We start from the raw sequence: 24,417 nt of genomic DNA on the forward strand, positions 1-24,417 counted from the left end.
CAAACGTTTGCAGAACGCTTTGCATTATCGGCGCTGCAAACGTTTGGTCAAGCGGGATTTGCCGACCGACGCGGCCAGCCCGGTCCCTCCATCGGGCTAAAGCGCAATCAAAACAAGCAGATAGGAATGTGGTTCGGGAGAAACCCCTAGGCGCCGGTCAGACACCGAAATGTATGGGATCAAGCTCTCAGCGCGCGCGGCCGGGCCCCTTGACGTCATCGGGCGGCAACTCACTCTCCCTCCCACCGCAGCGCCCCCAGGCAAGCCACCAGCGACGCCACCATATCGTCCTCCACCGCCTGCCGCCGCCACATCACGCCCACCGGCGGCAGGTCCCAGCTCAGCGCATGCGGCAACGCCGCCGCACCCTTGGCATCGACCAGTTCACTCGCCACCGCTCGGGGCACGATGGTCGTTGCCGCCGGATGCTTGCGCATCAGCGTGGCCATCGTCTTGATCGAATACGTCTCGACGATCGGCGTCGGCTGGGCCACGCCTGCCACCGCAAAGATGGTGTTGATGGTGCGCCGGATCGGCGTATTGGGCGGCGGCAGGATCCAGTCGCGCTGCGCCAGCCGGTGCCAGTCGAGCGCACCGCGCGCCAGCCGTGCGGCGGCCGCGGTGGGCACCACCAGTGCCGGTTCTTCGCGATACAAGGGCTGCTGCGCGATGTCCGCGCCGGGCGCGTAGAACGTGCGCGCCACCACGCAATCCAGTTCATGCTCGCGCAGTGCGCCGACCAGTTCGTCGGTGGTGCCTTCGCGCACCAGCACCGACACGCGCGGCGTCTGCGTCAGGCCGAAGGTGCAGGCCGCATCCAGCACGGCGCGGCTGATGTACGGGATCACGCCGATGCGCAGCCGGCCCAACAGCCCGGACTCGATCGCCGCCAGTTCGCGCCCCAGCGCATCGGCATCGGCCAGCGTCAGCCTTGCATGCGCCAGCACCGCGCGGCCGGTCGGCGTCGGCTCCAGCCCGCGCCGGGTGCGCGTGAACAGCGGCACCATGAAGATGTCCTCGATCTCGCGCAGAGTCTTGGTGATGGCCGGCTGCGACAGGTTGAGCTCCGCCGCCACCCGCGACACCGAGCGCTGGCGTTCCAGCGCCAGCAGCAGCGGCAGGTGCCTGAGGCGCAGCCGGGACACGAGGTTATGGACCAGCTTGTCGGGGGCAATGGACATGGGGCTTATCCGGGGAATCTGCTATTACCAGATGGTAATACCACAATAACTATTCAGGCACTGCTGGTTATTCGCCACTCCTATACTGGCCTGCATTACAGGAGCTGCAAGCCATGTTCACCACCCGTCCCGAGATCGTTGGCACCTTTGGCGTCGCCGCCTCCACGCACTGGCTGGCCACGCAGACCGCCATGGGCGTGCTGGAGCGCGGCGGCAATGCGTTCGACGCCGCGGTCGCCGCCGGCTTCGTGCTGCAGGTGGTGGAGCCGCACCTGAACGGCCCCGGCGGCGAAGTGCCGATCGTCTACTGGAGCGAGCGCGAGCGCGCGATGCGCACCGTCTGCGGCCAGGGCCCTGCCCCGGCGCTGGCGGATCCGGCCGCGCTGCGCGCCATGGGGCTGGACCTGGTACCCGGCATCGGCCTGATCCCGGCCACGGTGCCGGGCGCATTCGGCGCTTGGCTGACGATGCTGCGCGAGCATGGCACGTGGTCGCTGGCCGACGTGCTGGCGCCCGCCATCGGCTATGCGCGCGACGGCTTCCCGCTGGTGCCGCGCATCTCGCGCGCGATCCTGGCGGTGCAGGCGCTGTTTCGCGACGAATGGCACAGCTCGGCCGATACGTGGCTGCCCGACGGCAAGGTGCCGCGCCCCGGCCGCCTGCACACGCTGCCGGCGCTGGCCGCCACCTACACCCGCATCGTCGAAGAAGCCCAGCGCCACAGCGATACCCGCACCGGGCAGATCGATGCCGCCATGGACTGCTGGTACCGCGGCTTCGTCGCGCAGGAGATCGACGCCTACTGCCGCAACACGCCGGTGCGCGACACCACCGGCGACAGGCACACCGGTCTGCTGCGTTATGACGACATGGCCGGCTGGACGCCGCAGACCGAGGCTCCCGCCACGCTGGACTTCGGCCGCTACACGGTGGCCAAGTGCGGCATCTGGAGCCAGGGACCGGTGTTCCTGCAGCAGCTCGGCATGCTGCGCCACGCGGGGCTCGCGCAGCATGCGCCCGACTCGCCGGAGTTCGTGCACATCATTGCCGAGGCCACCAAGCTGGCCATGGCCGACCGGCTGGCGTGGTATGGCGATCCGCGTTTCATGCAAAGCCCGCTGAAAGCGCTGCTGGACGACGGCTACCTGGCCGCTCGCGCGCAGCGCATCGGCGCGCGCGCGGCGCTGTCGCTCGAGGCCGGCACGCTGGACGGCATCGCCCCGCGCCTGCCCGACCTCGGCGCCGCGGACCGCACGCTGCAACGCGCGGACGTGCGCTTCGGCGTCGGCGAGCCGACCTTTGCCGAGTTGCCGCCGGTGGCCGAATGGGCCGAGCGCGAGATTTTCGTGGGCGATACCTGCCATATCGATGTGATCGACCGCCACGGCAATATGGTCGCGGCAACGCCCTCGGGCGGCTGGCTGTCGTCGAGCCCGACCATCCCGTCGCTGGGTTTTGCGCTCAACACGCGCCTGCAGATGACGTGGCTGGAGCCCGGCCTGCCCAATAGCCTCGCGCCGGGCAAGCGGCCGTGCACCACGCTGTCACCGTCGCTGGCGCTGCGCGACGGCGAGCCTTACATGGTGTTCGGCACGCCGGGCGGCGACCAGCAGGACCAGTGGTCGCTGGCCTTTTTCCTGCGCCATGCGGTGCACGGCATGAACCTGCAGGAGGCCATCGACGCGCCGGCCTGGCATATCGACCACTTTCCGGCATCGTTCTGGCCGCGCCAGACCGTGCTCAACCGCATCAGCATCGAATCGCGCTTTCCTGAGGCCACGCTGGCAGCGCTGCGCGAGCGCGGGCATGCCGTGCGCGTGGGCGACCCATGGTCCGAAGGCCGCATGTCGGCCTGTTCGCGCGAGTTCGATGCGCGCGGGCGGCTGGTGCTGCGCGCCGGGGCCAATCCGCGCGGCATGCAGGGCTATGCGGTCGGGCGCTGAGGACTGACCGGACGATTTCGCAAAATCAAGGCGGGCCGGGCGTCCGCCACGCAAGAGGAGGAAAACCAAATGCGCTTGATCACCAAAACCCTGCTGGGCGGCATGGCCGCGCTGGCGATGTGCTTTACCGGCCCGGGGGGCGCGGCGCATGCAGCCGATGCCTGGCCGCAGAAGCCGATCACGCTGATCGTGCCGTGGGCGGCCGGCGGCTCGACCGATATCCTGGCGCGCGTGCTGTCCGAGCACCTGACCCGCTCGCTCGGCCAGCCGGTGATCGTCGACAACAAGCCCGGCGCCTCCGGCAATATCGGCTCGGCCATGGTCGCGCGTGCCAAGCCCGATGGCTACACGCTGCTGGTCGGCTCGATGAGCACGCACGCGATGAACCCCGCGCTGATGGCCAATATGCCGTTCCGCGGCGTGGAAGACTTCACGCCGCTGGGGCTGCTGGCCTACGTGACAAACACAATGGTGGTGAACCCGTCGGTGCCGGCGCAGAACGTCAAGGAACTGATCGCCTACGCCAAGGCCAACCCCGGCAAGCTTGCCTATGCCAGCGCGGGCCCCGGCTCGACCAACCACCTGAGCGCGGTGCTGTTCGAGAAAATGGCCGGCATCCAGATGCTGCACGTGCCGTACAAGGGCGGCGCGCCGGCCGTGGTCGACACCGTGGCAGGCCAGACCCAGTTGCTGTTCTCCGCCGGCACGCAAACCCTGCCGCACGTCAAGGGCGGCAAGCTGCGGCTGCTCGCGGTGACCGAGAGCAAACGCTCTGCGCTGCTGCCCAATGTGCCGACCGTGGCCGAGACCCTGTCCGGCTATGAACTGGCGGTCTGGTACGGCGCCTTCGGTCCCAGGGACATGCCCGCCGACCTGACCGCACGCCTGAATCGCGAGATCAACGCGGTGATGTCGCTGCCCGAAGTCAAGGCCAAGATGAACGCCATCGGCGTGGAAACCGCCACGTCGACGCCGCAGCAGTTCGGCACCATCCTGCGCCGTGACGCAGACCGTTATGGCAAGCTGATCCGTGAACTTGGCATCAAGGGGGAATGACGTGGGGGCAGTGCTGGATAACGCCGAATTGCTGGTGGCGCAGGTCAATGCTCTGTGCGATGGGCTGCAGCGGGCGCAAGACCCCGGCGCCGCCTTCGAGGCGATCGGCGCGGCAACCTTGCGCATGCTCGGGCCCGGTCTGCTGACGATCAACGCCTGGCATGCGCAGCAGTCGCAGATCGAACGCTTGTGGTCTTCCGATACGGCCGCGTATCCGGTCGGCGGACGGAAGTCCAAGGGAGACAGCGCGTGGCGGCGTCAGCTGCTGGAGCGCGCCGAGGTCTTTGTCGGCGAAGGCGATGCCGCGCTCGCGGCGGTGTTTGACGATGTGCAGGTGATTCGCGATCTCGGCTGCAGCGCGGTGGTCAATGTGCCGCTGTGCCACCAGGGGCGGGTGATCGGCACGTTCAACTTCCTGGCGGACCGGGCGGTGTGGTCAGCGGCGGAACTGGCGGCGTTGCGGGTGCTGGCGGCGCTGGCGGGGGCTGCGGTATGGGAGTTGCTTGAGGCGCGAAGGTGATCCTGCAGGGGCATCATATGCCGCCGCGCCGTTGGGACCGGAGCATCGCGGCCTTACGCCATTTGCCACGAACCAGGACCACAAATCAAAACTGCTCCAACGTCTCCTTCAAAACCCCCGCCCGCAACATACCCGCCGCCTCCAGATTGCGCGCATCCAGGCTAGCCATCAGGTCCGCATAAACGATCACCGGCGGCGCAATGCCAGCAACCCCGGCATTGCCCATCGATGCCGGCCAGAACGCCTCAAGAATCTCGACCGCCCCGTCCGGCTGCGCCCGCAAGCCATACGTCTGCACCGCGTGCTGAACGACCCTGCCCTTGTGCTCGGCATCGACATACAACGTCTGCGTCTGCGCCCGCGGAAACCCCGTCATCCTCTCTGCCGCGACCTCCCCGCTCCAGTAAGCGTTGTCGAAATCGGCTTGCGCAGCGGTACGCCACCAGTCTGGCTGCGCCGCTGCATAACGGCCGATCTGCAGGCGGGGCCGCAGCATGGCGGGATAGTTGGCGACCCATTCCTCCAGCAGCCGATCGGGCGCAGTCAGTTGCCGCTGCCTGGTGGTCGCATCGTCCAGCAATAATCCCCGCGCCGCCAGTTCCTTGAAGACAGCACCGACCGACCCCAGCGCAATGCCACTGGCTTGCGCGATCTCGCGATAGGTCGCCTGCAGCAGCGATGGCCGGCTGAGCAGCGCCAGGATCATGCGCAGGGCGGTGGGATTGCCCGTGCCTCGCCCCCTGGCCGGCAACAGGGTGGTATCGGGCCGTGCCCCGCTGACATAGACATAGAGCCCTTCTGCGTCCAGATATGCGTTGCCCGCTGTATCGATAAACTGCAGCCCGATATTGCGGCAATGCTCGGCGAGGTAAGGACTGAGATAGGTGGTGATCAGCAGGCAGGCATTGCGTCCCTCGAACCGGGAGCGAACCAGTGTCAATGCCGCGGTGCTCGCGATCGTGGGTTTCCAGACCGCGGCGTAGCGTTGGACGAGGGCGCCACGCGCCACCACGAGCTCCAGCTCGTCCGCGTCGTCACTGGCCGATTCGACGTCACCGTCCACGCCCGCCGCGCGTTGAAGCGCCTTAAGGGCCATAGCGGCAGCATTTCCGGTCGCCTGGGTGTTCATAGCTCCGCCCCGTTCACGGTTTATGAACAGATCATAGGGCTGAACAGAACGCCAGCCGTATAGGGATTTTCGCCCAAGCACCGTTGCGTAGCGGCTTCCAAGGCACGCCAGGCGGGTCAAGCTGCCCACGCTACTGCCGTCCGCTGCCCCGGGGCGTGTAAACTGCTGGATTTTTCGACCCGGCAGCATGTTGCAAGTCTCCCGGCGCACAGGTTTCAGCGGCCCGACGCTCGTCCGGCTGTTGTCCCGCCTGACCGACGCCGATGCCCCCGTACCCGGCATTTCGCTCGCGGACCAGATCAGCCAATGGCTGGGCTGGGCGGACGCGATCGCCCTGTCGGCGGCGCTGAACGGCAATCCGCCGGCGGCTGCCGCGGGAGTGCGTGCGGCCGGCACCGAGGAAAGCGATTGCGCCCGTGTGCGGCAGGCGCTGACCACCGCCATCGCGGAAGACACGGCATCCGCCAGCCGCCGGCGCGGGCCGGCCCGGCCGTCGGCGCTGCCGGAGCCAGTCAATGCGCAGGTTGATTACGCGGTCTATCGCCAGCGCTACGTGACGCTGCAACAAACCATGGAGACCGCCATCGCCACGCTGCGCGGCCGCCTGCGCATCGCGCTGTCGGGCCGCGCGCCCGGCATGGCAAAGCTCGCCATGGTCGATACCGTGATGGAACGCGTGCTGGCCGCGCGCGAGCAAAGCCTGCTGGGAACGGTGCCGGCGAAGCTGGAAGCGCATTTCCAGCGCCTGCGCCAGGCCGAGGCGGCGGCGCTGGCCGACGCCCAGGCTGCCGGGCAATCCGCGCCCACATCGCCCGGTGCGTGGCTGGGCGTGTTCCGCAAGGATATGCAGAGCGTATTGCTCGCCGAGCTGGAGATCCGCTTCCAGCCCATTGAAGGATTGCTCGCGGCGCTCCGTGACAGCTAATCAGGACATCATGACCCGATACCTTATCCATATTGTTGCCTTCCTGGCAGGCCTGGCCGTCGTTGGCTGGGTCGGCGCCGGCTACGCGGGCTCGAATGCCCTGGCGCTGGTCGTCACGCTGCTGATCGGCGGCTTCTACCTGGCCGGCGCGTTCGAGCTGCAACGCTATCGCCAGGCCACCTCGACGCTGGCCCAGGCGCTTGCCGGGATGTCCGAAGCCCCGGCCGACCTGCGCAACTGGCTGGTGCGCCTGCATCCCGGCCTGCGCGACGCCGTGCGCCTGCGCATCGAAGGCGAACGCGTTGGCTTGCCGGGGCCCGCGTTGGCGCCGTACCTGGTCGGCCTGCTGGTCCTGCTGGGCATGCTGGGCACCTTCCTCGGCATGGTCTCGACGCTGCGTGGCACCGGCATCGCCCTGGAAAGCGCGACCGACCTGCATGCGATCCGCGCCTCGCTGGCGGCACCGGTGAAGGGACTGGGCTTTGCGTTCGGCACCTCGGTCGCCGGCGTGGCCACCTCGGCCATGCTGGGGCTGTTGTCGGCGCTGTGCCGGCGTGAGCGGATCGAAGCCGCGCAGGCGCTGGACGCACGCATCGCGACCACACTGCGCCCGTACTCGCGCGGCCACCAGCGCGAGGAAGCGTTCCGCCTGCTGCAGCGCCAGGCCGACGTGATGCCCGCGCTGGTCGACCGGCTGCAGGCGATGATGGCCGCGATGGAACAGCAGAGCCAGGGCCTGACCGAGCGCCTGGCCGCGAGCCAGGACGCCTTTCATGGCAAGACCGAAGCGGTGTACACCCGCCTGGCATCGTCGGTGGAGCAATCGCTGAAGGACAGCGTTGCCGACAGCGCGCGCGCCGCCAGCACCGCGATCCAGCCGGCGGTGGAGGCCACCATGGCCGGACTGGCGCGCGAAACCGCCGCGATGCGCGACGCCGTCGCGCAGGCCGTGGAGAAGCACCTCGACGGGCTGTCAACGCGCTTTGCCGCCACGACGGCCAGCGTGGCCGACACCTGGCACCAGGCTCTGGCCGGACATCAACGCACCAGCGAAGCCCTGGCGCAAGACCTGCGCACGTCGCTGGACGGCTTCGCCCGCACCTTTGAGCAACGCTCGGCCGGGCTGCTGGAGAACGTCGCCACGCGCATGGACACGGCCACCGCCACTGCGTCCGAAGCCTGGACGCAAGCGCTGTCCCGGCATGAACGCGCCAGCGAGAAGCTGGCCGCGGACAACCAGCAAGCGCTGGCCACGGCGGCATCGGCATTCGAACAGCACGCCGCTGCGCTGGTCAGCACGGTGGGCCAGTCGCATGCCGGCCTGCACGCGGAACTCGCCTCGCGCGACGACCAGCGTCTGGCGGCGTGGGCCGACACGCTCGGCACCCTGACCGCGGCGCTGCGCAAGGAATGGGAGCAGGCGAGCGCGCATACCGTAAGCCGCCAGCAGGAGATCAGCGAGGTGCTGGCGCAGACCGCGCGCGAGATCTCGGCGCAATCCCAGGCGCACGCCAGCAAGACGATTGCCGAAATCGACCGCCTCGTGCAAGCCGCGGCCGAAGCGCCGAAGGCCGCCGCGGCGATGCAGGCCGAGCTGGCCGCGAAGGACGAGCAACGCCTGGCGGCATGGACCGCATCGCTGGGCGCCATGGCCGCCGCGCTGCGCCAGGAATGGGAGCAGGCCGGCGCCGCCACGGCGAGCCGCCAGCAGCAGATCTGCGAAGCGCTGGCGCAGACCGCGCGCGACATCTCGACCCAGTCCGAAGCGCAAGCCCGCAACACCCTCGCCGAAATCGACCGCCTGGTAGAAGCCGCTGCAGAAGCGCCCAAGGCTGCGGCCGCGTTGCAAGCCGACCTCGCCGGCAAGGACGAACAGCGCCTGGCCGCCTGGACCGAATCGCTCGGCGCCATGGCCGCCGCGCTGCGCCAGCAATGGGAACAGGCGACCACGCACACCGCCGAGCGCCAGCAGCAGATCTGCGAAACCCTCGCGCAGACCGCCCGCGACATCTCGACCCAGTCCGAAGCGCAGGCCCGCAGCACCATCGCCGAGGTGTCGCGCCTGGTGCAAGCCGCTACGGAAGCGCCCAAGGCGGCCGCCGAAGTCATTGCCGAACTGCGCCAGAAGCTCACCGACGGCATGGCCCGCGACAACGCGATGCTGGAAGAACGCAGCCGCATGCTGGAAACGCTGGGCACGCTGCTCGATGCCGTGAACCACGCCTCGACCCAGCAGCGCACCGCGGTCGACACGCTGGTCGGCACCACGGCGGACCTGCTTGACCGTGTCGGCACCCGTTTTACCGACAAGGTCGAGGCCGAGACCGGCAAGCTTGCGGACGTCGCGGCGCAGGTCACCGGCAGCGCGGTCGAGGTGGCGAGCCTGGGCGAAGCGCTCGGCGTGGCGGTGCAGCTGTTCAGCGAATCGAACGCCCAACTGACGGAGCAGCTCCAGCGCATCGAAGCCGCGCTCGACAAGTCGATGACGCGCAGCGATGAGCAGCTTGCCTACTACGTCGCACAGGCGCGCGAAGTGGTCGATCTCAGCATGCTGTCGCAGAAGCAGATCCTGGAAGACCTGCAGCAGCTCGGCGGCCAGCGCGCACCTCGCGCCGAGGCGGCATGAGGGACGATTTCGACGCCGGCGTAGAGCCGACCGTACCGGCATGGGCCGTCTTCGGCGACCTGATGTCGGTGCTGCTCGGCGCCTTCGTGCTGATCCTGGTGGGCGTGATCGGCTTCCAGCTCGAGCTGTCGGCCAAACTGGAAGAGGAAGTCCGGCAGCGCCAGGAAGAGATGCAGCGCCGCGAGACGCTGGAAAAAGCGCTGGCCGGGCCGCTGGCCGCCGGCCGCGTCACGCTGGTGAACGGCCGCATCGGCATCAGCGGCAGCGTGCTGTTTGCGCTCAACTCCGACCAGCTCCAGCCCGAAGGCCGCGAACTGCTGAAGAGCCTGGCGCAGCCCCTGTCCGCCTACCTGCGCGCGCGCGACGAGATCCTGATGGTCAGCGGCTTTACCGACGACCAGCAGGTGCGCGAAGGCAACCGCCGCTTTGCCGACAACTGGGAACTGTCCGCGCAGCGCGCATTGACCGTGACGCGCGCGCTGGTCGATGCAGGCATCCCGCCCTCGTCGGTGTTCTCGGCCGCGTTCGGTTCGCAGCAGCCGGTGACGCCCAACGCCGACGCCGTGAGCCGCGCGAAGAACCGGCGCGTGGAAATCTCGCCGGTCCCGCGGGTGACCATGGGAACGGAGAAACCGCGTGGCTGAGGCCCCTGAGGCCACTGAGGCCCCTGAGGCCCCTGAGGCCCCTGAGGCCCCTGAGGCCCCTGAGACCCTTGACGCCCGCGCGCTGCTCGACGCGTGGCGCGCGAGCGGCGCCGACCGCGTCGATCCCGTGCGGTTTCGCTTTATCGAGGCACTGGCGCGGCGGGCGGCCAGTCATGATGGCGCTGCGCGCCAGAGGCTGGACGGCAGGCTCGGCGAACTGGTGGATGCGTATGCGAAGGCGGTCGAAAGCGCTGCCGTTGTGACCAGCGATGGCAGCAGCGCGACGCAAGCAGGCAAACCCGCAGCAGGCATGCTGGCCGGGCTGGTCCATTACATCGGCACCCATGCGCACCGCGCCGATGGCGCCGCAGCTGCGAAAGCGACACCACGCCTCACACCTGCCGAGCCCGAACTGATCGACTACTTCCGCAACACGTGGACCCGCGTCAGCGTCCGCCAGCAGTTGCGCCAGTCGCAGGAACGGGTGCCGGAGAATGCGGGCCCGCTCAACTCCAACCACCTGGTGCATCGCTCGCTGTCGCTGATGCGCGAGATGTCGCCGGGATATCTCGAGCATTTCCTGTCGTACGTCGATGCGATGTCGTGGCTGGAGCAGTTCAACGGCGGCACAGCGACGCCGGAGAAGGAGGCGCCGCGCGCTGGCGCTGCGCGCAAGGCTGTGCGCGGCAAGCCCCGCAAGTAGGCGCACGCAGCGATCAGCGTTCGATCGCAAACCCGTACAAGGTCACCGCATTGCTCCAGCGCAGCGCCTCGGATAATTTGTCGCGCTGGGCTGACCCCATGCCTGCCGATAGCGCATCAGGCCAGCCAGACAACTCCGCGCACTCCACCGCCCGGGCTGGCCCTTCGTGATTGGTCCACGGCCAGTCGCTACCCCACAGCAGCCTGTCTGCACCCACCACATCGAGCCACTTCCGCGCCAGCAGCCGCCAGCCCTGCGGCGCCACCAGCCGGTATGGCGCGCTGAACTTGACCCATACCTGCCGGTGCTTGCCCACCGCCGCGGCCACATCGAAAACCGGATCGTCGATACCCGCGGCGCCCGGCCTGCCGAAATGGTCCAGCACGACCGGCACCGCGCTATCGCCTGATGCAGCGTCGAGCTGCGCCAGCACCGTGGCGCCGTCGCCATTGTCGGTATGGAGCTCGACGTGCCAGCCCAGCACCGCAATCCGCGCAAACAGCGCGCGCCACGGCGCCGTGGCAATGCGCCGCCAGCCCGGATCGCGGTACAGGTTCAGCCGGATGCCGCGCACGCCGGCGTCATGCAGCTCGCGCAGCGCTTCATCCGAAACGCCCGGCTCCACCACCGCGACGCCGCGCAGGCGCGCCGGCATCGTGCGCAAGGCGCCCAGCAGCGCGGCATTGTCGGTGCCGAGGAAGCTGGTCTGCACCACCACGCCGTAGGGGTCGCCTCGCGTAGCGACCCGCGCATGCCAGTCGCGCAGCTCCGCCGCATATTGCGGCCGGTAGCGCGCGCCGGGCGTTGCCGGTCCGGCATCGAAAACATGGAAGTGGCAGTCCACCACCGGCAAGGGGCTTTGACTCATGTTGTCTGCCTGTCTGTGTGCCACGGGTAATCCCGGATATGGCTTCCGGATTCCCGTCAGTATTCTAGTCCTCTAGAGGACATGAGCATCAATTTAGCACGGCTACCTATGCCAAACAACCCGCCAGACAACGACCTGCATCCCCTGACAACCAGCGCCGCCGGACTGAGCCGCTATGGCCAGATCGCGGCGCAGCTGCAGGCAAAGATCGTCTCGGGCGAGTGGCCACCGGGCGAGGCCATTCCCGCTGAAGGCGCGCTGGCCAGGGACTTCGGCATCGCGCTGGGCACCATCCGCCAGGCGATTGCGGTGCTGGTGCAGGATGGCTTGCTCGAGCGCGTGCAGGGCAAGGGCACCTTTGTGCGCAAGGGGCTGACCGGGGCGAGCCTGATGCGCTTCTTCCGCTTCGGCGCCACGGGTGCGGATGCGCCCATCCCCCGCTCGGAAATCCTGTCGTGCCGGTCCGTGCGGCTGGACAAGGCGATGGCCGAGCGCTTCGAACTGCCCGCGGGCGCACGCGGACTGGCGATTTCGCGCCGCCGCTGGCTCGACGACAAACCCCGGCTGCTGGAGTCGATCTGGCTGCCGCTGCCGCGCTGCGAGGCGCTGCAGCAGATTCCCGTGGCGCAATGGGGCGACCTGCTCTATCCGCTGCTGGGCCGCGCCTGCGGCATCACCGTGCACCGCGCGGTCGACGAGGTGTCCTTCCGCACGCTGGACGCTGAGGAAGCCGCGCTGCTCGAACTGCCCGACGCGCATCCGTGCGCGCTGGTGACACGCCGCGCCTTCGACCTGCGCGGCACCTGCATCGAATACCGGCTGACCCGGGGCGATGCCTTTGCCTTTCGCTATACCGCGGACATCCGGTAACCAGTCCGCCCCCGAGGAGACCGATTCATGCATACGTTCAAGGCGATGGCCGCGGCCATCGGCGCCGCCGGCATCCTGCTGCAACCCGCGCTGGCGCAGGCGACGGACACTGCCGCGTCCTGGCCGGCGCGCCCCATCACCATCGTGGTCACCTATCCGCCGGGTGGCGGCGCTGACCTGATGGCGCGGCTGGTCGCGCCCGGGCTTGGGCGCGAGCTGGGCCAGTCGGTGGTGGTGGAAAACCGTCCGGGTGCCGGCGGGCAGATCGGTGCGGCCTATGTCGCCAAGGCGGCACCGGACGGCTATACGCTGATGGTCGATGCCTCCTCCTATGCCGTAAATCCGAGCCTCTATCCGAAGCTGCCCTACGACCCGGGCAAGGCCTTCAAGCCTGTCGGCGTGCTGGCGCGCTATCCCAACGTGCTGGTGGCAACGCCGACCTTCCCCGCGAGCAAGGTCGGCGACGTGCTCGCCATGGCGAAGCAGAAGCCGGGCTCGGTCGCCTTCGCTTCCTCCGGCAACGGCTCAGCGCAGCATCTCGCAGGCGTGCTGTTCGAGCAGCGCGCGGGGGTCGACCTGCTGCACGTGCCCTACAAGGGCGGCGGCCCGGCCATGACCGATGTGATCGCCGGCCAGGTGCCGCTGTTCTTTGCCAACGTCGCGTCGAGCCTGCAACACATCAAGGCCGGCAAGCTCAAGCCGCTGGCGGTGACCAGCCACAGCCGCACCAGCGCGCTGCCGGGCGTGCCGACGATGCAGGAGGCCGGCGTGGCGGGCTACGAGGTCTACGAATGGAATGCGGCGTTCCTGCCAGCGGCCACGCCCGAGCCGATCGCCGGCAAGCTGGCCGATGCCCTGCAGAAAGTCATGAACAGTCCGGAGATCAGGCAGCGCGTGCTCGAGCTGGGTGGCGAGGTCGTGGCCGCGCCGCCGGTGCAGGCGCGGCAGTTCATCGACGGACAAACGAAGCTATGGGCCAAGGTCATCAAGGACGGCAACGTCAAGCCCGAATAACATCCCGCTGCCTTCCCACGCCATCACGACCCGAAATTTACGGAGACTCAACATGACCGACATCGACCTCATCCGCCGCCATTTACTGAAGGCCACCGCCGCACTGGGCGCCTGCGCGCTGGCGCCATCGCTCGCACGTGCCCAGGCCTGGCCCGCCAAGCCGATCCGGCTGGTGGTGCCGTTCGCACCGGGCGGCAGCTCGGAAATCGTCGCGCGCTCCACCGCCGCGGAGCTGACCAAGCTGCTCGGCGTCTCGGTGTTTGTCGAGAACAAGCCGGGCGCCGCCGGCAATATCGCGATGGGCGAAGTCGCGCGCGCCGACGACAACCACACGCTGATCCTCGGCCATATCGGCACGCTGGCGGTCAACCCGTTCATTTTCCCGAAGCTGCCGTACGATCCCATCAAGGACTTCCGTCCGATCTCGCTGCTGTCCAAGGTGCCGAGCCTGTACGTGGTCCATCCCGACGTGCCGGCCAAGAACCTGAAGGAATTCGTGGCGCTGGCCAAGAGCAAGCCCGGCAAGCTGAACTACGGCTCGGCCGGCAACGGCAGCGCGGGCCACCTCGCCTTTGAATACCTGAAGGCCGCGAGCGGCACCTTCATTACCCACGTGCCCTACCGCGGCAGCGGTCCGCAGATCACCGACCTGCTGTCGGGCCGGCTGGATGCCGCAGCAGTGGGCGCGCCGGCGATCATCCAGTTCATCAAGGCGGGCAAGGTGCGCTGCATCGCCACCGGGACTACCCAGCGCATCCCGCAACTGCCTGACGTGCCTACCGTGGCGGAGCAGGGTTATGCCAATTTCGAGATGACGCAGTGGTATGGGCTGCTCGCGCCCGCGTCGCTGCCGCAGGCTGCCGCGGACAAGCTGACGGACGCCACGATCAAGGCGGTGAAGAGCCCGACGTCGGTCGAGCGGCTCAGCGGCGACGCGGCCATCGTGGTCGGCAATACGCCCGCTGAGTTCGCGAAGTTTATCGCGCAGGAACAGCAACGGTGGAAGCCGATCATTGCGCGGGCGGGGATCAAGCCGGATTGATTTCGCCGGTACAAGCCGCCGGACGGCGGCTTCAGAGCGCTCAACAGGCTTGCTTGCTGCCGGTTTGCTCCCCTCTCCCGCTTGCGTTCACCAGGGGTGGCGGCTTGCGTTCAACGCACTCGTGCACCAACGCTGCACTACTGCGCCGACAGGGCCGAACGCTGCTCACAGGAAGCCGGTCGAGAACCACGGCACTAACGTCAACAACAACAACGCGATAAACAGCGCCGCCATATGCGGCCAGACGCGCGGCATCGCCACGTCGGGCGACACGCGCCCGATCGCGCAAGCCGCATAGAACCCAACACCAAAAGGCGGCGCGAACAAGCCAAGGCCCATCGCAAAGATCACCACCATCGCGTAGTGCACCTCGTGTACACCAACCAGCTTCGCAATCGGGAACAGCAACGGCCCGAACAGCACGATCGCAGGAATGCCTTCGAGCAGGCTCCCCAGGATGACAAACGCGAGCGCGGAAACCAGCAGGAAGCCAATCTTGCCGCCCGGCACGGCGGACATGATGCCGACCAGGTCATCCGCAAAGCCCGACTGCGTCAGCGCCCACGCCATGGTGGTCGCGCACCCGACGATCAGCAGGATCGCCCCCGACAGCGCCGCCGTGTCGAGCAGCATCGGGTAGATCCGGCGCCAGTCGAACTGGCGATAGATGACCACGCCTGCCAGCACGGTATAGAAGATGCCGATGGTCGATACCTCGGTTGCCGTGGCCATGCCCTCCACCACCGCGCTGCGGATGATGACCGGCAGCGCCAGGGCGGGCAATGCGACCAGCAGCGACCTGAGGATTTCCCGCCGCGGCGGACGGGCGGCGCTGCTCATGTCTTCCTTGCGCGTCTGCCACCAGACCACCAGGGACATCATCACCAGCCCCACCACAGCCGGCATCAGGCCGCCGATAAACAGCGACGTGATCGAGACCCCGGTCACCGACCCGACGGTGATCAGCACAATGCTCGGCGGAATGGTCTCTGACATGGCCCCCGACGCCGACAGCAAGCCGATGAGGTCGCCATCCCTGGCGCCGCGCTTCTTCATCTCCGGGAACAGCGCCGGCGCCACCGCGGCCATATCGGCGGCCTTGGCGCCCGAGATGCCGGAGACGATATACATCGCGCCCAGCAGCACGTACTGCAGCCCGCCGCGCACGTGACCGATCAGCGTGACCAGGAAGCTGATCATCGCCCGCGCCAGCCCGGTCATCTCGATCAGGGCGCCGAGGAAGACAAATAGCGGCACCGCCAGCAGGATCAGGTGCGACATGCCCTCCTGCATGCGGTTGGGGATGATGGACAGCGGCGTGGTGGTGGACAGCGCCAGGTATGACAGGGTCGCCAGACCGAAGGCAAAGGCGATGGGCACGCCGATGACCACGCAGGTGACGAGCATCAGCAGGAAGAAGATCACCAGGTTGGCGTTGCCGAGATCCATCAACGTCGGTGACAGCAGCCACAACATGGCAGCGCCAGCGGCCACCACCAGGCCGCTGATGACGATCTGGCGCCAGCCCGATCGCTCCAGCAGCCGCACCAGCGCGGTCACCAGCATCAGCACCGTGCCGGCGAATACCGCGGCGGCGCGATAGCCTTCGCTGATCTCCAGCGTCGGCGTGGTGACCTCGATGTGCTCGGCCAGGTGTTCCCACGCCGGCCAAACCAGCAGCATGAGGAACGTCACCACCAACCACATGCCGAAGGCATCGAGCCAGGCGCGCCGCGCAGCCGACAGGTCCTTGATGAACGTGGTCAGCTGCATATGCGCGCTGCGGTGCAGCGCAATGATGGCACCGAGCATCGCCAGCCAGAGAAACAGGATGCTGGCGAGTTCGTCGGTCCACGGGATCGGTGCATGCAGTGCGTAGCGAGCAAAGGCGCCGCCGCCAAGGATCAGGATCTCGGCCACTACGATCAGCGCAGCGGGCAGCTCCACCACGCTCGCCATGATCCGGCCCCACAGCGCGGAAGCCGCGTAGGGGATATATGGCGGATGGACAACGGATTTGGCGGTGTGCTCCATCGCGGTCTCCTGTTTTGGCATTGTTGTGTGGCAAGGGCTGTCGCGTACGGCGGCGCGGCCAACGTACCGCTAACCGGTCCCCTCTCCCGCATGCGGGAGAGGGCTAGGGAGAGGGCCGGGCGTTGCGGACCAACGCGCCATGTCGCGAGGCAAGCGCCTGCCCTCTCCCCCGGTCCCTCTCCCGCGCGCGGGAGAGGGGAGCAAACACTCGCAGGACCAACGCCTTCTGCCGCCACTCAAGCCAGCGGCCCGGCGTACCGCTCCAACCTGGCCCAGGCTTCCTCCCCATATTTCTTCTTCCATTCCTGATAAAAACCCGCACTCTGCAGCAGCTTGCGGAACGGTTCAGGGTCGGGCCGGTTGAACGTGATGCCAAGCCGGGCCAGCTCGGCCTGCGCATCGGTGTTCAAACGTGCGATATCCTCGCGCTGATTCAGCGCCGCAGCGGTAAGGTTCGCGGTGAGCGACCCCTGCACTTCGGCTGGCAGCGCCTTGAACTTCCGGGCATTGCCGAAGATAAAGTGGCCGTCCCAGGTGTGCGCGGTCAGCGAGCAGAACTTCTGCACTTCATAGAGCTTGGCGCTGCGGATCAGCGCCAGCGGATTTTCCTGGCCATCGACCACTTTCGTCTGCAGCGCCGAATACAGCTCGCCGAACGGAATCGCGGTCGGTGATGCGCCCAGCGCCTTGAACATCGAGATCCACAGCGGAATTCCCGGCACGCGCAGCTTGAATCCCTTCAGGTCCTCAGGCTTGTTGACCGGCCGGATCGCCGAAGTGATGTTGCGATAGCCGTTGTCCAGGCACTTGTCGAAGACGTGCAGGTTGGCCTTGTCCAGTGCCGTACGCACGTAGTTGCCGAGGTCGCCGTCCATCGCGGCCCAGACCGTGGCGTAGTCCTTGAAGGCAAAGGCGACGCCGTTGATGCCGGCTACCGGCACCAGCGTCTGCAAATTGGTGCCAGCCGTCGACATGAAATCGATCGCACCGGCACGGACCTGCGAGATCATGTCCGGCTCGCTGCCGAGCTGGCTGGTGGGATACACCTGCAGCTCCACCTTGCCGCCGGTATCCTTGCCGATCGCCTCCGCGGCCTCCTTGATGCGCAGCGTGCCCGGATGGTCGGCGGGGAAGGCCGTGCCGTACTTCAGCTTGATGGGGCGGGCCTGGGCAAATGCCCGGTGTCCAGGCAGTGCCAGCGCGAGGCCCCCGGCGGCGAGCGTTCCGAACTGGCGGCGGGTAAGCAAGGCCATGGTGTGGTTGACTCCTTTGGACAGGTAAGTTGGCTTACAGGGACAGCAGCGCGGCCGCGCCGCGTTCGCGCAAGACCGTCAGATGGCAGGCAAGGCGTTGCGCGAACGGTTGCGGCCACGGTTCGTTGCCAAAAACCGGGGCATGGTCGAGCGCGTGCCGGACGGCCTGCAGATCGCTGGCTGCGGCGCGCAGCCGTGCGCAGAGCGCGGCTGCCCCGGCATCGCCGATGACAAGGGGCTGGCCGCTGTCGCTCAAGCCGCTGCGCAGGTAATGCAGCCAGGCGGCAAGCGCGCGCTCCAGGCATGGGCGCTCGATACCGGCGCTGACGCTCTCGCGCAGCGCGGGCAGCCAGCGCACCGGCACCTTCTGCGTGCCGTCCATCGCGATCTGCGCGGTACGGTGTTCGAGCGCGGCATTGCGGAAGCGGCGCAGCAACGCATGACAGTAGCGGCCAACGTCGTAGCCGGGCGGTGGCTCGACGGTGGCGCGCAGGTCCTCCATCACACCCCGTGCAAAGGCGCCGACTACGGGATCGGCCATCGCCGCGGCCACGCTGTCGAACCCGCCAAGCTGCCCGGCATAGGCGATGGCCGAATGCGTGCCGTTGAGCAGCCGCAGCTTCATTGCCTGGAAGGGACGCACATCGCCGGTCAGCAGCGCACCGCCCGCTTCCCAGGCCGGCCTGGGACCGGCGAAACGGTCCTCGATGACCCATTGCGTGAACGGCTCGCAGACGATGGCCGCTTCGTCACGCAGCCCGAGGCGCCGCTGCACCCAGCTGAGCGAAGTGGGGGTGGCGGCCGGCACGATCCGGTCCACCATCGAGTTAGGCAGCGCCACCTCGTCGCGGATGCGGCGGGCCAGCGCCGGATCCAGTAGCTGCGCGTACTGCACCAGAAGCTTGCGCAGGGTGTCGCCATTGCCGGCCATGTTGTCGCAGCAGACGATGCTGAGCGGCGCCCCGGCAGGCCGTCGGCGGATGCCCGCGGCCAGCACGCCCAGCGTGCTTCTTGGCGTGTCGGGATGCGCCAGGTCGTGCCGGATGTCGGCGTCGCCGGTATCGAGATCCGAGGTCGACGGATGCTGGCTGTAGCCTTTTTCTGTCACCGTGCAGGTGACCACCGGAATGCCAGGATCGGCCAGCGCGCCGATCACCTGCGCCAGGGCATGCGGTGCGTACAGGGCCTGCACCAGGGCGCCCACGATGCGCGTCGTGGCCGCCGCGCCTTCGCGCTCGGTCACCGAGTACAGGCGATCCTGGGCCTCCAGCACACGGGCCATGCGCGGCTCCCTGAGGCTGACGCCGACGATGCCCCAGCGGGCATCGCCGTTGCAGATCGCCGCCTCGGTGTACAGCGCCTGGTGCGCGCGATGGAAAGCACCCAGACCGATATGAACGATGCCGCGCGCCAATCCGCGGCGGTCGTAGCCGGGCAGGCGCACGCCATCGCCGGCGCCGCAAAGGGTGCGCTGCGCCAGCCTCATGTCGGGTGCCTCGATCTTCCTGTTTGCCGCATAGCGCGTGCACGATGTGCTGTCTCCATGCCGCGAAAAGTAGCATGGCGGAATGGTGTGATATCCGCCGCCATTTCGCTAATCAATTGCAGCAACAGCTCTATTTCGTTGCAGAATCGACCGCGCTCCGTGCCGACTACCACGGTGTAATCTGCATTGCATCCCACCGATGCCGGAAGCAGAGCATGCGCGTCTCACCTGTCTCACTTGTCCGACGAAGTCTCGGCCAGGCCATTGCTGAAATCACCGTTCTCACAGCGCTCTCCGGCCGCGCCAGCGCGGCCTCGCACACGCAGGCGCCCGCAAGCGGCTTTGCCGACGGATCCGGACGGAGCACGCGTTGAAGATCGAGCAGATACAAACCATCGTCACCTGTCCCGGGCGCAACTTCGTGACGGTCAAGGTGATCACGGACCAGGGCGTGTATGGCCTTGGCGACGCCACGCTCAACGGCCGCGAGCTGGCCGTCAGCGCCTACCTCGACGAGCACGTGATCCCCTGCCTGGTCGGGCGCGACCCGCGCAATATCGAGGACATCTGGCAGTACCTCTATCGCGGCGCCTACTGGCGGCGCGGGCCGGTCACGATGACCGCGATCGCGGCCATCGACATGGCGCTGTGGGACATCAAGGGCAAGCTGGCGGGGATGCCGGTGTACCAGTTGCTGGGCGGCCGGAGCCGCCACGGGCTGATGGTCTACGGCCATGCCAATGGCCGCGACCATGCCGAAGCGGTCGATGCCGTGCACCGGCATATCGAGCAGGGCTACAAGGCCATCCGCGTCCAGTCCGGGGTGCCGGGGCTGTCCAAGGTGTACGGCGTGGGCGCGCAGCAAGGTCACTACGAACCCGCGCAGAAGGGTCTGCCGCCGGAAGAGCCGTGGGATACCTCGCTCTACCTGCGCCACACGCCAGAACTGTTCCGCAAGGTACGCGAGGCGGTCGGCATGGAGCCGCATCTGCTGCACGATGCGCATCACCGGCTGACGCCGATCGAAGCGGCCCGGCTCGGCAAGGACCTCGAGCCCCACAGCCTGTTCTGGCTCGAGGACGCCACCCCCGCGGAGAACCAGCAGGCCTTCCGCCTGATCCGCGAACACACCACCACGCCACTGGCGGTGGGCGAGATTTTCAACGCCATCTGGGACTGCAAGGACCTGATCAGCCACCAGCTGATCGACTATATCCGCGCCACCATCGTCCACGCCGGCGGCATCACGCACGTGCGCCGCATCGCGGATTTCGCGGCGATGTACCAGGTGCGCACGGGCTTTCACGGGGCCACCGACCTGTCGCCGGTGTGCATGGCCGCAGCAGTCAACTTCGGGCTGTGGGCGCCGAACTTCGGCATCCAGGAACTGATGCCGCATAGCGCCGTGACGGACGAAGTCTTCCCGCACAACTACCGCTTCGAAAACGGCTACCTGGTCATGGATGAAGTGCCAGGCCTGGGCGTCGATATCGACGAAACCCTGGCCGCGCGCTACCCGTACGAGCGCGCTTATTTGCCGGTGGCGCGCCTGCGCGACGGCGCGATGTGGAACTGGTAAGCCTCCGCCCAGGCCATTCAAAAACAAGGGGAAACAGCGTGCTGAGCGTCGTCGTCGACCAACCCCGAAGCATGGCCGTATGCGAACGGCCCACTCCCGACCCTGCCCCCGGCGAAGTGCGCGTGCGCGTGCGCTACGCCGGCATCTGCGGCTCGGACCTGCACATCTTCCACGGGCAGAATCCTTTCGTGGCCTATCCGCGCATCATCGGCCATGAGTTTGTCGGCCGCATCGATTGCGTGGGCGACGGGGTCGACGCATCGCGTATCGGCCAGCGCGTGGTGGTGGATCCGGTGGTGAGCTGCGGCGCCTGCCATGCATGCCGGATCGGCCGGCAGAACGTCTGCAGCCAGCTCCGCGTGATCGGCGTGCACCGTGACGGCGGTTTCAGCCAGTACGCATGCGTGCCGGCCAACAATGCGTACGCGGTGCCGGATAGCCTGGCGGACACCAGCGCCTCGGTGATCGAGCCGTTTGCCGTGGCAGCCAACGCCACGCAGCGCACCGGTGTGATGGCCGAAGACGTGGCGCTGATCTACGGCGCCGGGCCGGTCGGGCTCAACCTGTTGCAGGTGCTCAAGCGCGTCTACGGGGTGCGCACCTTTATCACCGACCACGTCGACGAACGCCTTGCGCTGGCGCGCGGCTGCGGCGCAGCAGAGGACGAGGTGATCAACACCTTGCGCGAGCCGCTCGGGCAGGCCCTCGCCGCGCGGGGCATCGTGGGCGGACCGACCCTGATCTACGACGCGGTGTGCCACCCGTCGATCCTGGAAGAGGCGGTGCGCATTGCCGCGCCGGCGGGCCGTATCGGCATACTGGGCTTCTCAGCCACGCCCTCGGCGATCCCGCAGCAGGAGCTGACCAGGAAGGAACTGACGCTGTCCGCATCGCGGCTGAACTGCGCCATGTTCCCCACCGTGATCGACTGGATTGCGCGCGGGCTGGTGAATCCCGGCCATATCGTCACGCACAAGTTCGATTTCCGCGAAGTCGCCGCCGCTTTCGATATGGCCGAACGCCATCCGCAACTGAGCTGCAAGGTGCTGCTGGATTTCGGCGCGAATTGCTGACCAAACCTGCGAAATTCGATAGCGCGGCCATCGGTGAGGCGCTGGTCGAATTCCACCGGGCAGCGGACCGCTGCATGCAGCATTTACAACCGGCTGAACGAGTGCCCCACACTGCATGGCCGAGCAAGATGGTCCGATTCATGCATGGCCCTGTTGCCCGAATCCCACTCAGGAGGCCACCATGAGCATTTTCAAAGACATCCTCAACAAGCTGCTGGGCAAGTCAAAGCCGACGGCGACGACCACCGGGACCACCGCCACCACCGGTACCACGACCGGCACACCGGCGGCGCCGGGCACCGCAGCACCGTCTGGCCCTGGCGCCGCAGCGCCGGCAGGGGGCGCCACGCCAGGCAGCACGGGCGCAGCGGCTGGGACAACCGCCACGCCGCTGTCGGGCGTAGACGTCGAAGCGATCATGGATCGCCTGGTCAAGGAAAGCGGGCAGACGCTGAACTGGCGCACGTCCATCGTGGATGCGATGAAGGCGCTGGGGATCGACAGCAGCCTGGAGCACCGCAAGGAGCTGGCGCGCGAGCTGCATTACAGCGGGGATATGGAAGACTCGGCAGCGATGAACACCTGGCTGCACAAGCGCCTGATGCAAGAGCTCGCCGCGAACGGCGGCAAGTTGCCGAAGGAATTGTCCTGACCTGTGGCGCTGGCCCGGCCGAACGCTTCGGCGGGGCCAGCGCGATGGCTGTCGTCAGCCGGCGATGCCGGCCCAGCGCAGGTGCTTGTCCCAGTCCGCGTCGCTGATCACGCCGGACACAGCCTGCCGTTGGCCGTCTGCACGATAGAAGTACGTGCGCGGCATCTCGCCCATCCAGTCGGGATCGACCGCATAGCGCAGCCGCTCCTGCGGCTCATGCCCGAATACCCATGCATTGCGCGTCAGACTGGCGCGCCTGAGTCGCTGTTGCACCTGCGGCAGCGCGTCCGGGCTGTCCGTCGCCAGCGTGACGAAGCGCAGCTCGGGATGGCGCGCGCGCAGCTTGCCGATGGCGTCAAAATTGCGCTTGCAATAGACGCAATCGAGCGACCATACCAGCAGCACGAAGGGCTTCCCTTTCTGGCTCGCCGCCAGTTGCGCGGCGCTGGCGGATTCGAAGACCGCGACGCGATCGGGCGCAGCGCCGGGTTTCTGGCTGGCCGCATGGGCGGCGGTCAGGCCCATCAGGGCAAACGCTGCGGCGGCGAGCAGCCTGCGGCGGATCGGCTTCATGCGCCCTCCTTTGCCAGCGGGAAGACCTGGAAGCCTTCGGCCTCGGTGCGCCACAGCACGTAGGCGCGGCCGGCATGCTGCAGCAGGTGCGGTTGGTCGGAATCGCGTTCGGTGCGTGCGAGCTGCCGCGTCTGCCAGGTCTTGCCGCCGTCCTGCGACAGCATCGCGGTCAGGCGCGTCAGCTGGCCGTCGAATGCCTTCCATGCGACCACGATGTCATTGTTGTCGAGCGCGACGATATCGGCGTGCTGCGCACGCGGGTCGTCCAGCGGGCGCTGCGCCTGCAGCCTGCCGTCCTTCCAGCGGCCGACCGACACCGTCGGCTTGCCTTCGCGCATATTGAACCAGACCATATGCACGGTGCCGTCCGGCGCCACCGATGCTCCCGGGCCGTGATGCGGGCATGCGTCGATGCGCCAGTCGTCGAAGGTGGCGCGCTGCATCGGCGTGGCCTTGCCATCGGATCCCAGCAGTGCCAGCGCATGATCGCGCGCATTGGGCGGGAACACGTGGCGCCACAGCGCCAGCATCTTGCCGTCGGGCGTGGGCGACAGCGCGATGCGGCAGCATTCGCACGACTGGTCGGCGATCTTGTAGTCGCCCTGGAAGCTCTTGCCGTGGTCGGCCGATACTGCGTAATAGATCGCGGCGCCGGCGTAAGGCTGCTTGCGCGCTGTTGCCGCGGCGACATCGCGCTTGTCGATCCAGCTCACGAAGACGCGGCCGGACGGGTCCACCGCGATGGCATCGAAGCGATGCGCGATCTGGTCGCGATTGGCATGTACCGTCAGCGGCGCGGCAAACGACTTGCCGCCGTCGGTGGAGCGCGCAAAGCGGATAAAGCCGGTCCACGGCTTGGGCCGCGGCTGGGTCCAGGTGACGTAGACCTCGCCATCGCGGCCGGCCGCGACCTTGGGGCGGCTCTCATGATCGGCGGCGACGGGCTCGGGCGTGCTGTTGACATGCTGCGCGGGACCGAAGCTGCGACCGTAATCGGTCGACGAACGCACCGCCACATGGGGGCCGTCCTTGTAGGCGATCCACAGCTTGCCGTTGCTGTCGAAGGCAGCGCCGGTGCCAAGTTCAGCCATCTTTGCCGCCCTGGCCTGGCCACCGTGGCCGCCGTGGCCGCCGTGATTGCCGTGCGTTTGCGCGTTGCCCGCCAGCGCGGTACTGGCCAGCAGCCCGGCCACGATACAACGAAAGCCGGTGCGCATGCCGGTCATGGTGATGGTCTTGTTCACAC

General features: G+C 67.7%; 21 protein-coding genes. 13 read left to right on the plus strand and 8 right to left on the minus strand.

The window, feature by feature from the left end; all coding sequences use genetic code 11:
* Positions 1–230: 230 nt before the first annotated feature.
* Positions 231–1,181 carry a LysR family transcriptional regulator gene (locus AB1I47_RS15870; protein WP_354684697.1) on the minus strand — a complete coding sequence of 317 codons (951 nt, stop codon included), beginning with the start codon at positions 1,179–1,181 and terminating at the stop codon, positions 231–233.
* A gap of 113 nt (positions 1,182–1,294) precedes the next feature.
* Here AB1I47_RS15870 and AB1I47_RS15875 point away from each other — a divergent pair, with 113 nt between their 5' ends.
* The 3 genes from AB1I47_RS15875 to AB1I47_RS15885 all read left to right on the plus strand — a co-directional run bounded on the left by AB1I47_RS15875 (position 1,295) and on the right by AB1I47_RS15885 (position 4,700).
* On the plus strand, positions 1,295–3,124 hold the full coding sequence (locus AB1I47_RS15875; protein WP_354684698.1) for a gamma-glutamyltransferase family protein: 1,830 nt from the start codon (positions 1,295–1,297) through the stop codon (positions 3,122–3,124).
* Positions 3,125–3,193: 69 nt separating this feature from the next.
* Positions 3,194–4,180: a Bug family tripartite tricarboxylate transporter substrate binding protein gene (locus tag AB1I47_RS15880; protein ID WP_354684699.1), complete on the plus strand. Its 987-nt coding sequence runs from the start codon at positions 3,194–3,196 to the stop codon at positions 4,178–4,180.
* 10 nt (positions 4,181–4,190) lie between these two features.
* The gene (locus AB1I47_RS15885) at positions 4,191–4,700 is read left to right on the plus strand and encodes a GAF domain-containing protein (RefSeq protein ID WP_354684700.1); all 510 of its coding nucleotides are present in this window, start codon (positions 4,191–4,193) and stop codon (positions 4,698–4,700) included.
* 85 nt (positions 4,701–4,785) lie between these two features.
* On the opposite strand, the gene AB1I47_RS15890 is transcribed toward AB1I47_RS15885, so the two are convergent.
* A complete protein-coding gene (locus tag AB1I47_RS15890) occupies positions 4,786–5,829 on the minus strand; it encodes a type IV toxin-antitoxin system AbiEi family antitoxin (protein WP_354684701.1) in 1,044 nt (347 codons plus the stop codon).
* Positions 5,830–6,016: 187 nt separating this feature from the next.
* On the opposite strand from AB1I47_RS15890, the gene AB1I47_RS15895 reads away from it, so the two are divergent.
* The 4 genes from AB1I47_RS15895 (at position 6,017) to AB1I47_RS15910 (ending at position 10,727) form a co-directional block, all read left to right on the plus strand.
* Entirely contained in the window at positions 6,017–6,754 is a 738-nt protein-coding gene (locus AB1I47_RS15895) for a DUF3348 domain-containing protein (RefSeq protein WP_354684702.1), read from the plus strand.
* Between the two features lie 10 nt (positions 6,755–6,764).
* Positions 6,765–9,380: a DUF802 domain-containing protein gene (locus tag AB1I47_RS15900; protein ID WP_354684703.1), complete on the plus strand. Its 2,616-nt coding sequence runs from the start codon at positions 6,765–6,767 to the stop codon at positions 9,378–9,380.
* Positions 9,377–10,024: an OmpA family protein gene (locus AB1I47_RS15905; protein ID WP_354684704.1), complete on the plus strand. Its 648-nt coding sequence runs from the start codon at positions 9,377–9,379 to the stop codon at positions 10,022–10,024. The genes AB1I47_RS15900 and AB1I47_RS15905 overlap by 4 nt, the downstream gene beginning before the upstream one ends.
* 82 nt (positions 10,025–10,106) lie before the next feature.
* The gene (locus AB1I47_RS15910) at positions 10,107–10,727 is read left to right on the plus strand and encodes a DUF2894 domain-containing protein (protein WP_354684722.1); all 621 of its coding nucleotides are present in this window, start codon (positions 10,107–10,109) and stop codon (positions 10,725–10,727) included.
* Between the two features lie 13 nt (positions 10,728–10,740).
* On the opposite strand, the gene AB1I47_RS15915 is transcribed toward AB1I47_RS15910, so the two are convergent.
* Positions 10,741–11,595, minus strand: a complete 855-nt coding sequence (locus AB1I47_RS15915; RefSeq protein WP_354684705.1) for an amidohydrolase family protein — start codon at positions 11,593–11,595, stop codon at positions 10,741–10,743.
* A gap of 108 nt (positions 11,596–11,703) precedes the next feature.
* On the opposite strand from AB1I47_RS15915, the gene AB1I47_RS15920 reads away from it, so the two are divergent.
* From AB1I47_RS15920 to AB1I47_RS15930, 3 genes are read left to right on the plus strand one after another with little or no spacing between them, the layout of a single operon-like run.
* Positions 11,704–12,465 carry a GntR family transcriptional regulator gene (locus AB1I47_RS15920; protein WP_354684706.1) on the plus strand — a complete coding sequence of 254 codons (762 nt, stop codon included), beginning with the start codon at positions 11,704–11,706 and terminating at the stop codon, positions 12,463–12,465.
* A gap of 27 nt (positions 12,466–12,492) precedes the next feature.
* On the plus strand, positions 12,493–13,479 hold the full coding sequence (locus AB1I47_RS15925; protein WP_407935849.1) for a tripartite tricarboxylate transporter substrate binding protein: 987 nt from the start codon (positions 12,493–12,495) through the stop codon (positions 13,477–13,479).
* Between the two features lie 52 nt (positions 13,480–13,531).
* Positions 13,532–14,521, plus strand: a complete 990-nt coding sequence (locus AB1I47_RS15930; protein WP_354684707.1) for a Bug family tripartite tricarboxylate transporter substrate binding protein — start codon at positions 13,532–13,534, stop codon at positions 14,519–14,521.
* 165 nt (positions 14,522–14,686) lie between these two features.
* On the opposite strand, the gene AB1I47_RS15935 is transcribed toward AB1I47_RS15930, so the two are convergent.
* The 3 genes from AB1I47_RS15935 to AB1I47_RS15945 form a co-directional block, all read right to left on the minus strand.
* The gene (locus AB1I47_RS15935) at positions 14,687–16,555 is read right to left on the minus strand and encodes a TRAP transporter large permease (protein ID WP_354684708.1); all 1,869 of its coding nucleotides are present in this window, start codon (positions 16,553–16,555) and stop codon (positions 14,687–14,689) included.
* Between the two features lie 236 nt (positions 16,556–16,791).
* Positions 16,792–17,808 carry a TRAP transporter substrate-binding protein gene (locus tag AB1I47_RS15940; RefSeq protein ID WP_354684709.1) on the minus strand — a complete coding sequence of 339 codons (1,017 nt, stop codon included), beginning with the start codon at positions 17,806–17,808 and terminating at the stop codon, positions 16,792–16,794.
* Positions 17,809–17,842: 34 nt separating this feature from the next.
* On the minus strand, positions 17,843–19,294 hold the full coding sequence (locus tag AB1I47_RS15945; RefSeq protein WP_354684710.1) for a mannitol dehydrogenase family protein: 1,452 nt from the start codon (positions 19,292–19,294) through the stop codon (positions 17,843–17,845).
* A gap of 370 nt (positions 19,295–19,664) precedes the next feature.
* Between AB1I47_RS15945 and manD the strand changes: the two genes are divergently transcribed.
* The 3 genes from manD (at position 19,665) to AB1I47_RS15960 (ending at position 22,598) form a co-directional block, all read left to right on the plus strand.
* Complete coding sequence (gene manD / locus AB1I47_RS15950) at positions 19,665–20,873, plus strand: D-mannonate dehydratase ManD (protein ID WP_354684711.1); 1,209 nt, start codon at positions 19,665–19,667, stop codon at positions 20,871–20,873.
* Between the two features lie 38 nt (positions 20,874–20,911).
* The gene (locus tag AB1I47_RS15955; protein ID WP_354684712.1) at positions 20,912–21,946 is read left to right on the plus strand and encodes a Zn-dependent oxidoreductase; all 1,035 of its coding nucleotides are present in this window, start codon (positions 20,912–20,914) and stop codon (positions 21,944–21,946) included.
* A 181-nt stretch (positions 21,947–22,127) separates the two neighbouring features.
* Positions 22,128–22,598 carry a DUF3597 domain-containing protein gene (locus tag AB1I47_RS15960; protein WP_354684713.1) on the plus strand — a complete coding sequence of 157 codons (471 nt, stop codon included), beginning with the start codon at positions 22,128–22,130 and terminating at the stop codon, positions 22,596–22,598.
* A gap of 54 nt (positions 22,599–22,652) precedes the next feature.
* Here the strand turns inward: AB1I47_RS15960 and AB1I47_RS15965 are convergent, their stop codons facing one another.
* Positions 22,653–23,171 (minus strand): TlpA family protein disulfide reductase, encoded by a 519-nt coding sequence (locus AB1I47_RS15965; RefSeq protein WP_354684714.1) that lies wholly within the window; start codon positions 23,169–23,171, stop codon positions 22,653–22,655.
* Complete coding sequence (locus AB1I47_RS15970; RefSeq protein ID WP_354684715.1) at positions 23,168–24,415, minus strand: sialidase family protein; 1,248 nt, start codon at positions 24,413–24,415, stop codon at positions 23,168–23,170. Before AB1I47_RS15970 ends, AB1I47_RS15965 begins: the two co-directional genes overlap by 4 nt.
* Positions 24,416–24,417 lie beyond the last annotated feature (2 nt).

It is taken from the genome of Cupriavidus necator (assembly GCF_040578825.1).
GTDB lineage: Bacteria > Pseudomonadota > Gammaproteobacteria > Burkholderiales > Burkholderiaceae > Cupriavidus > Cupriavidus necator_E.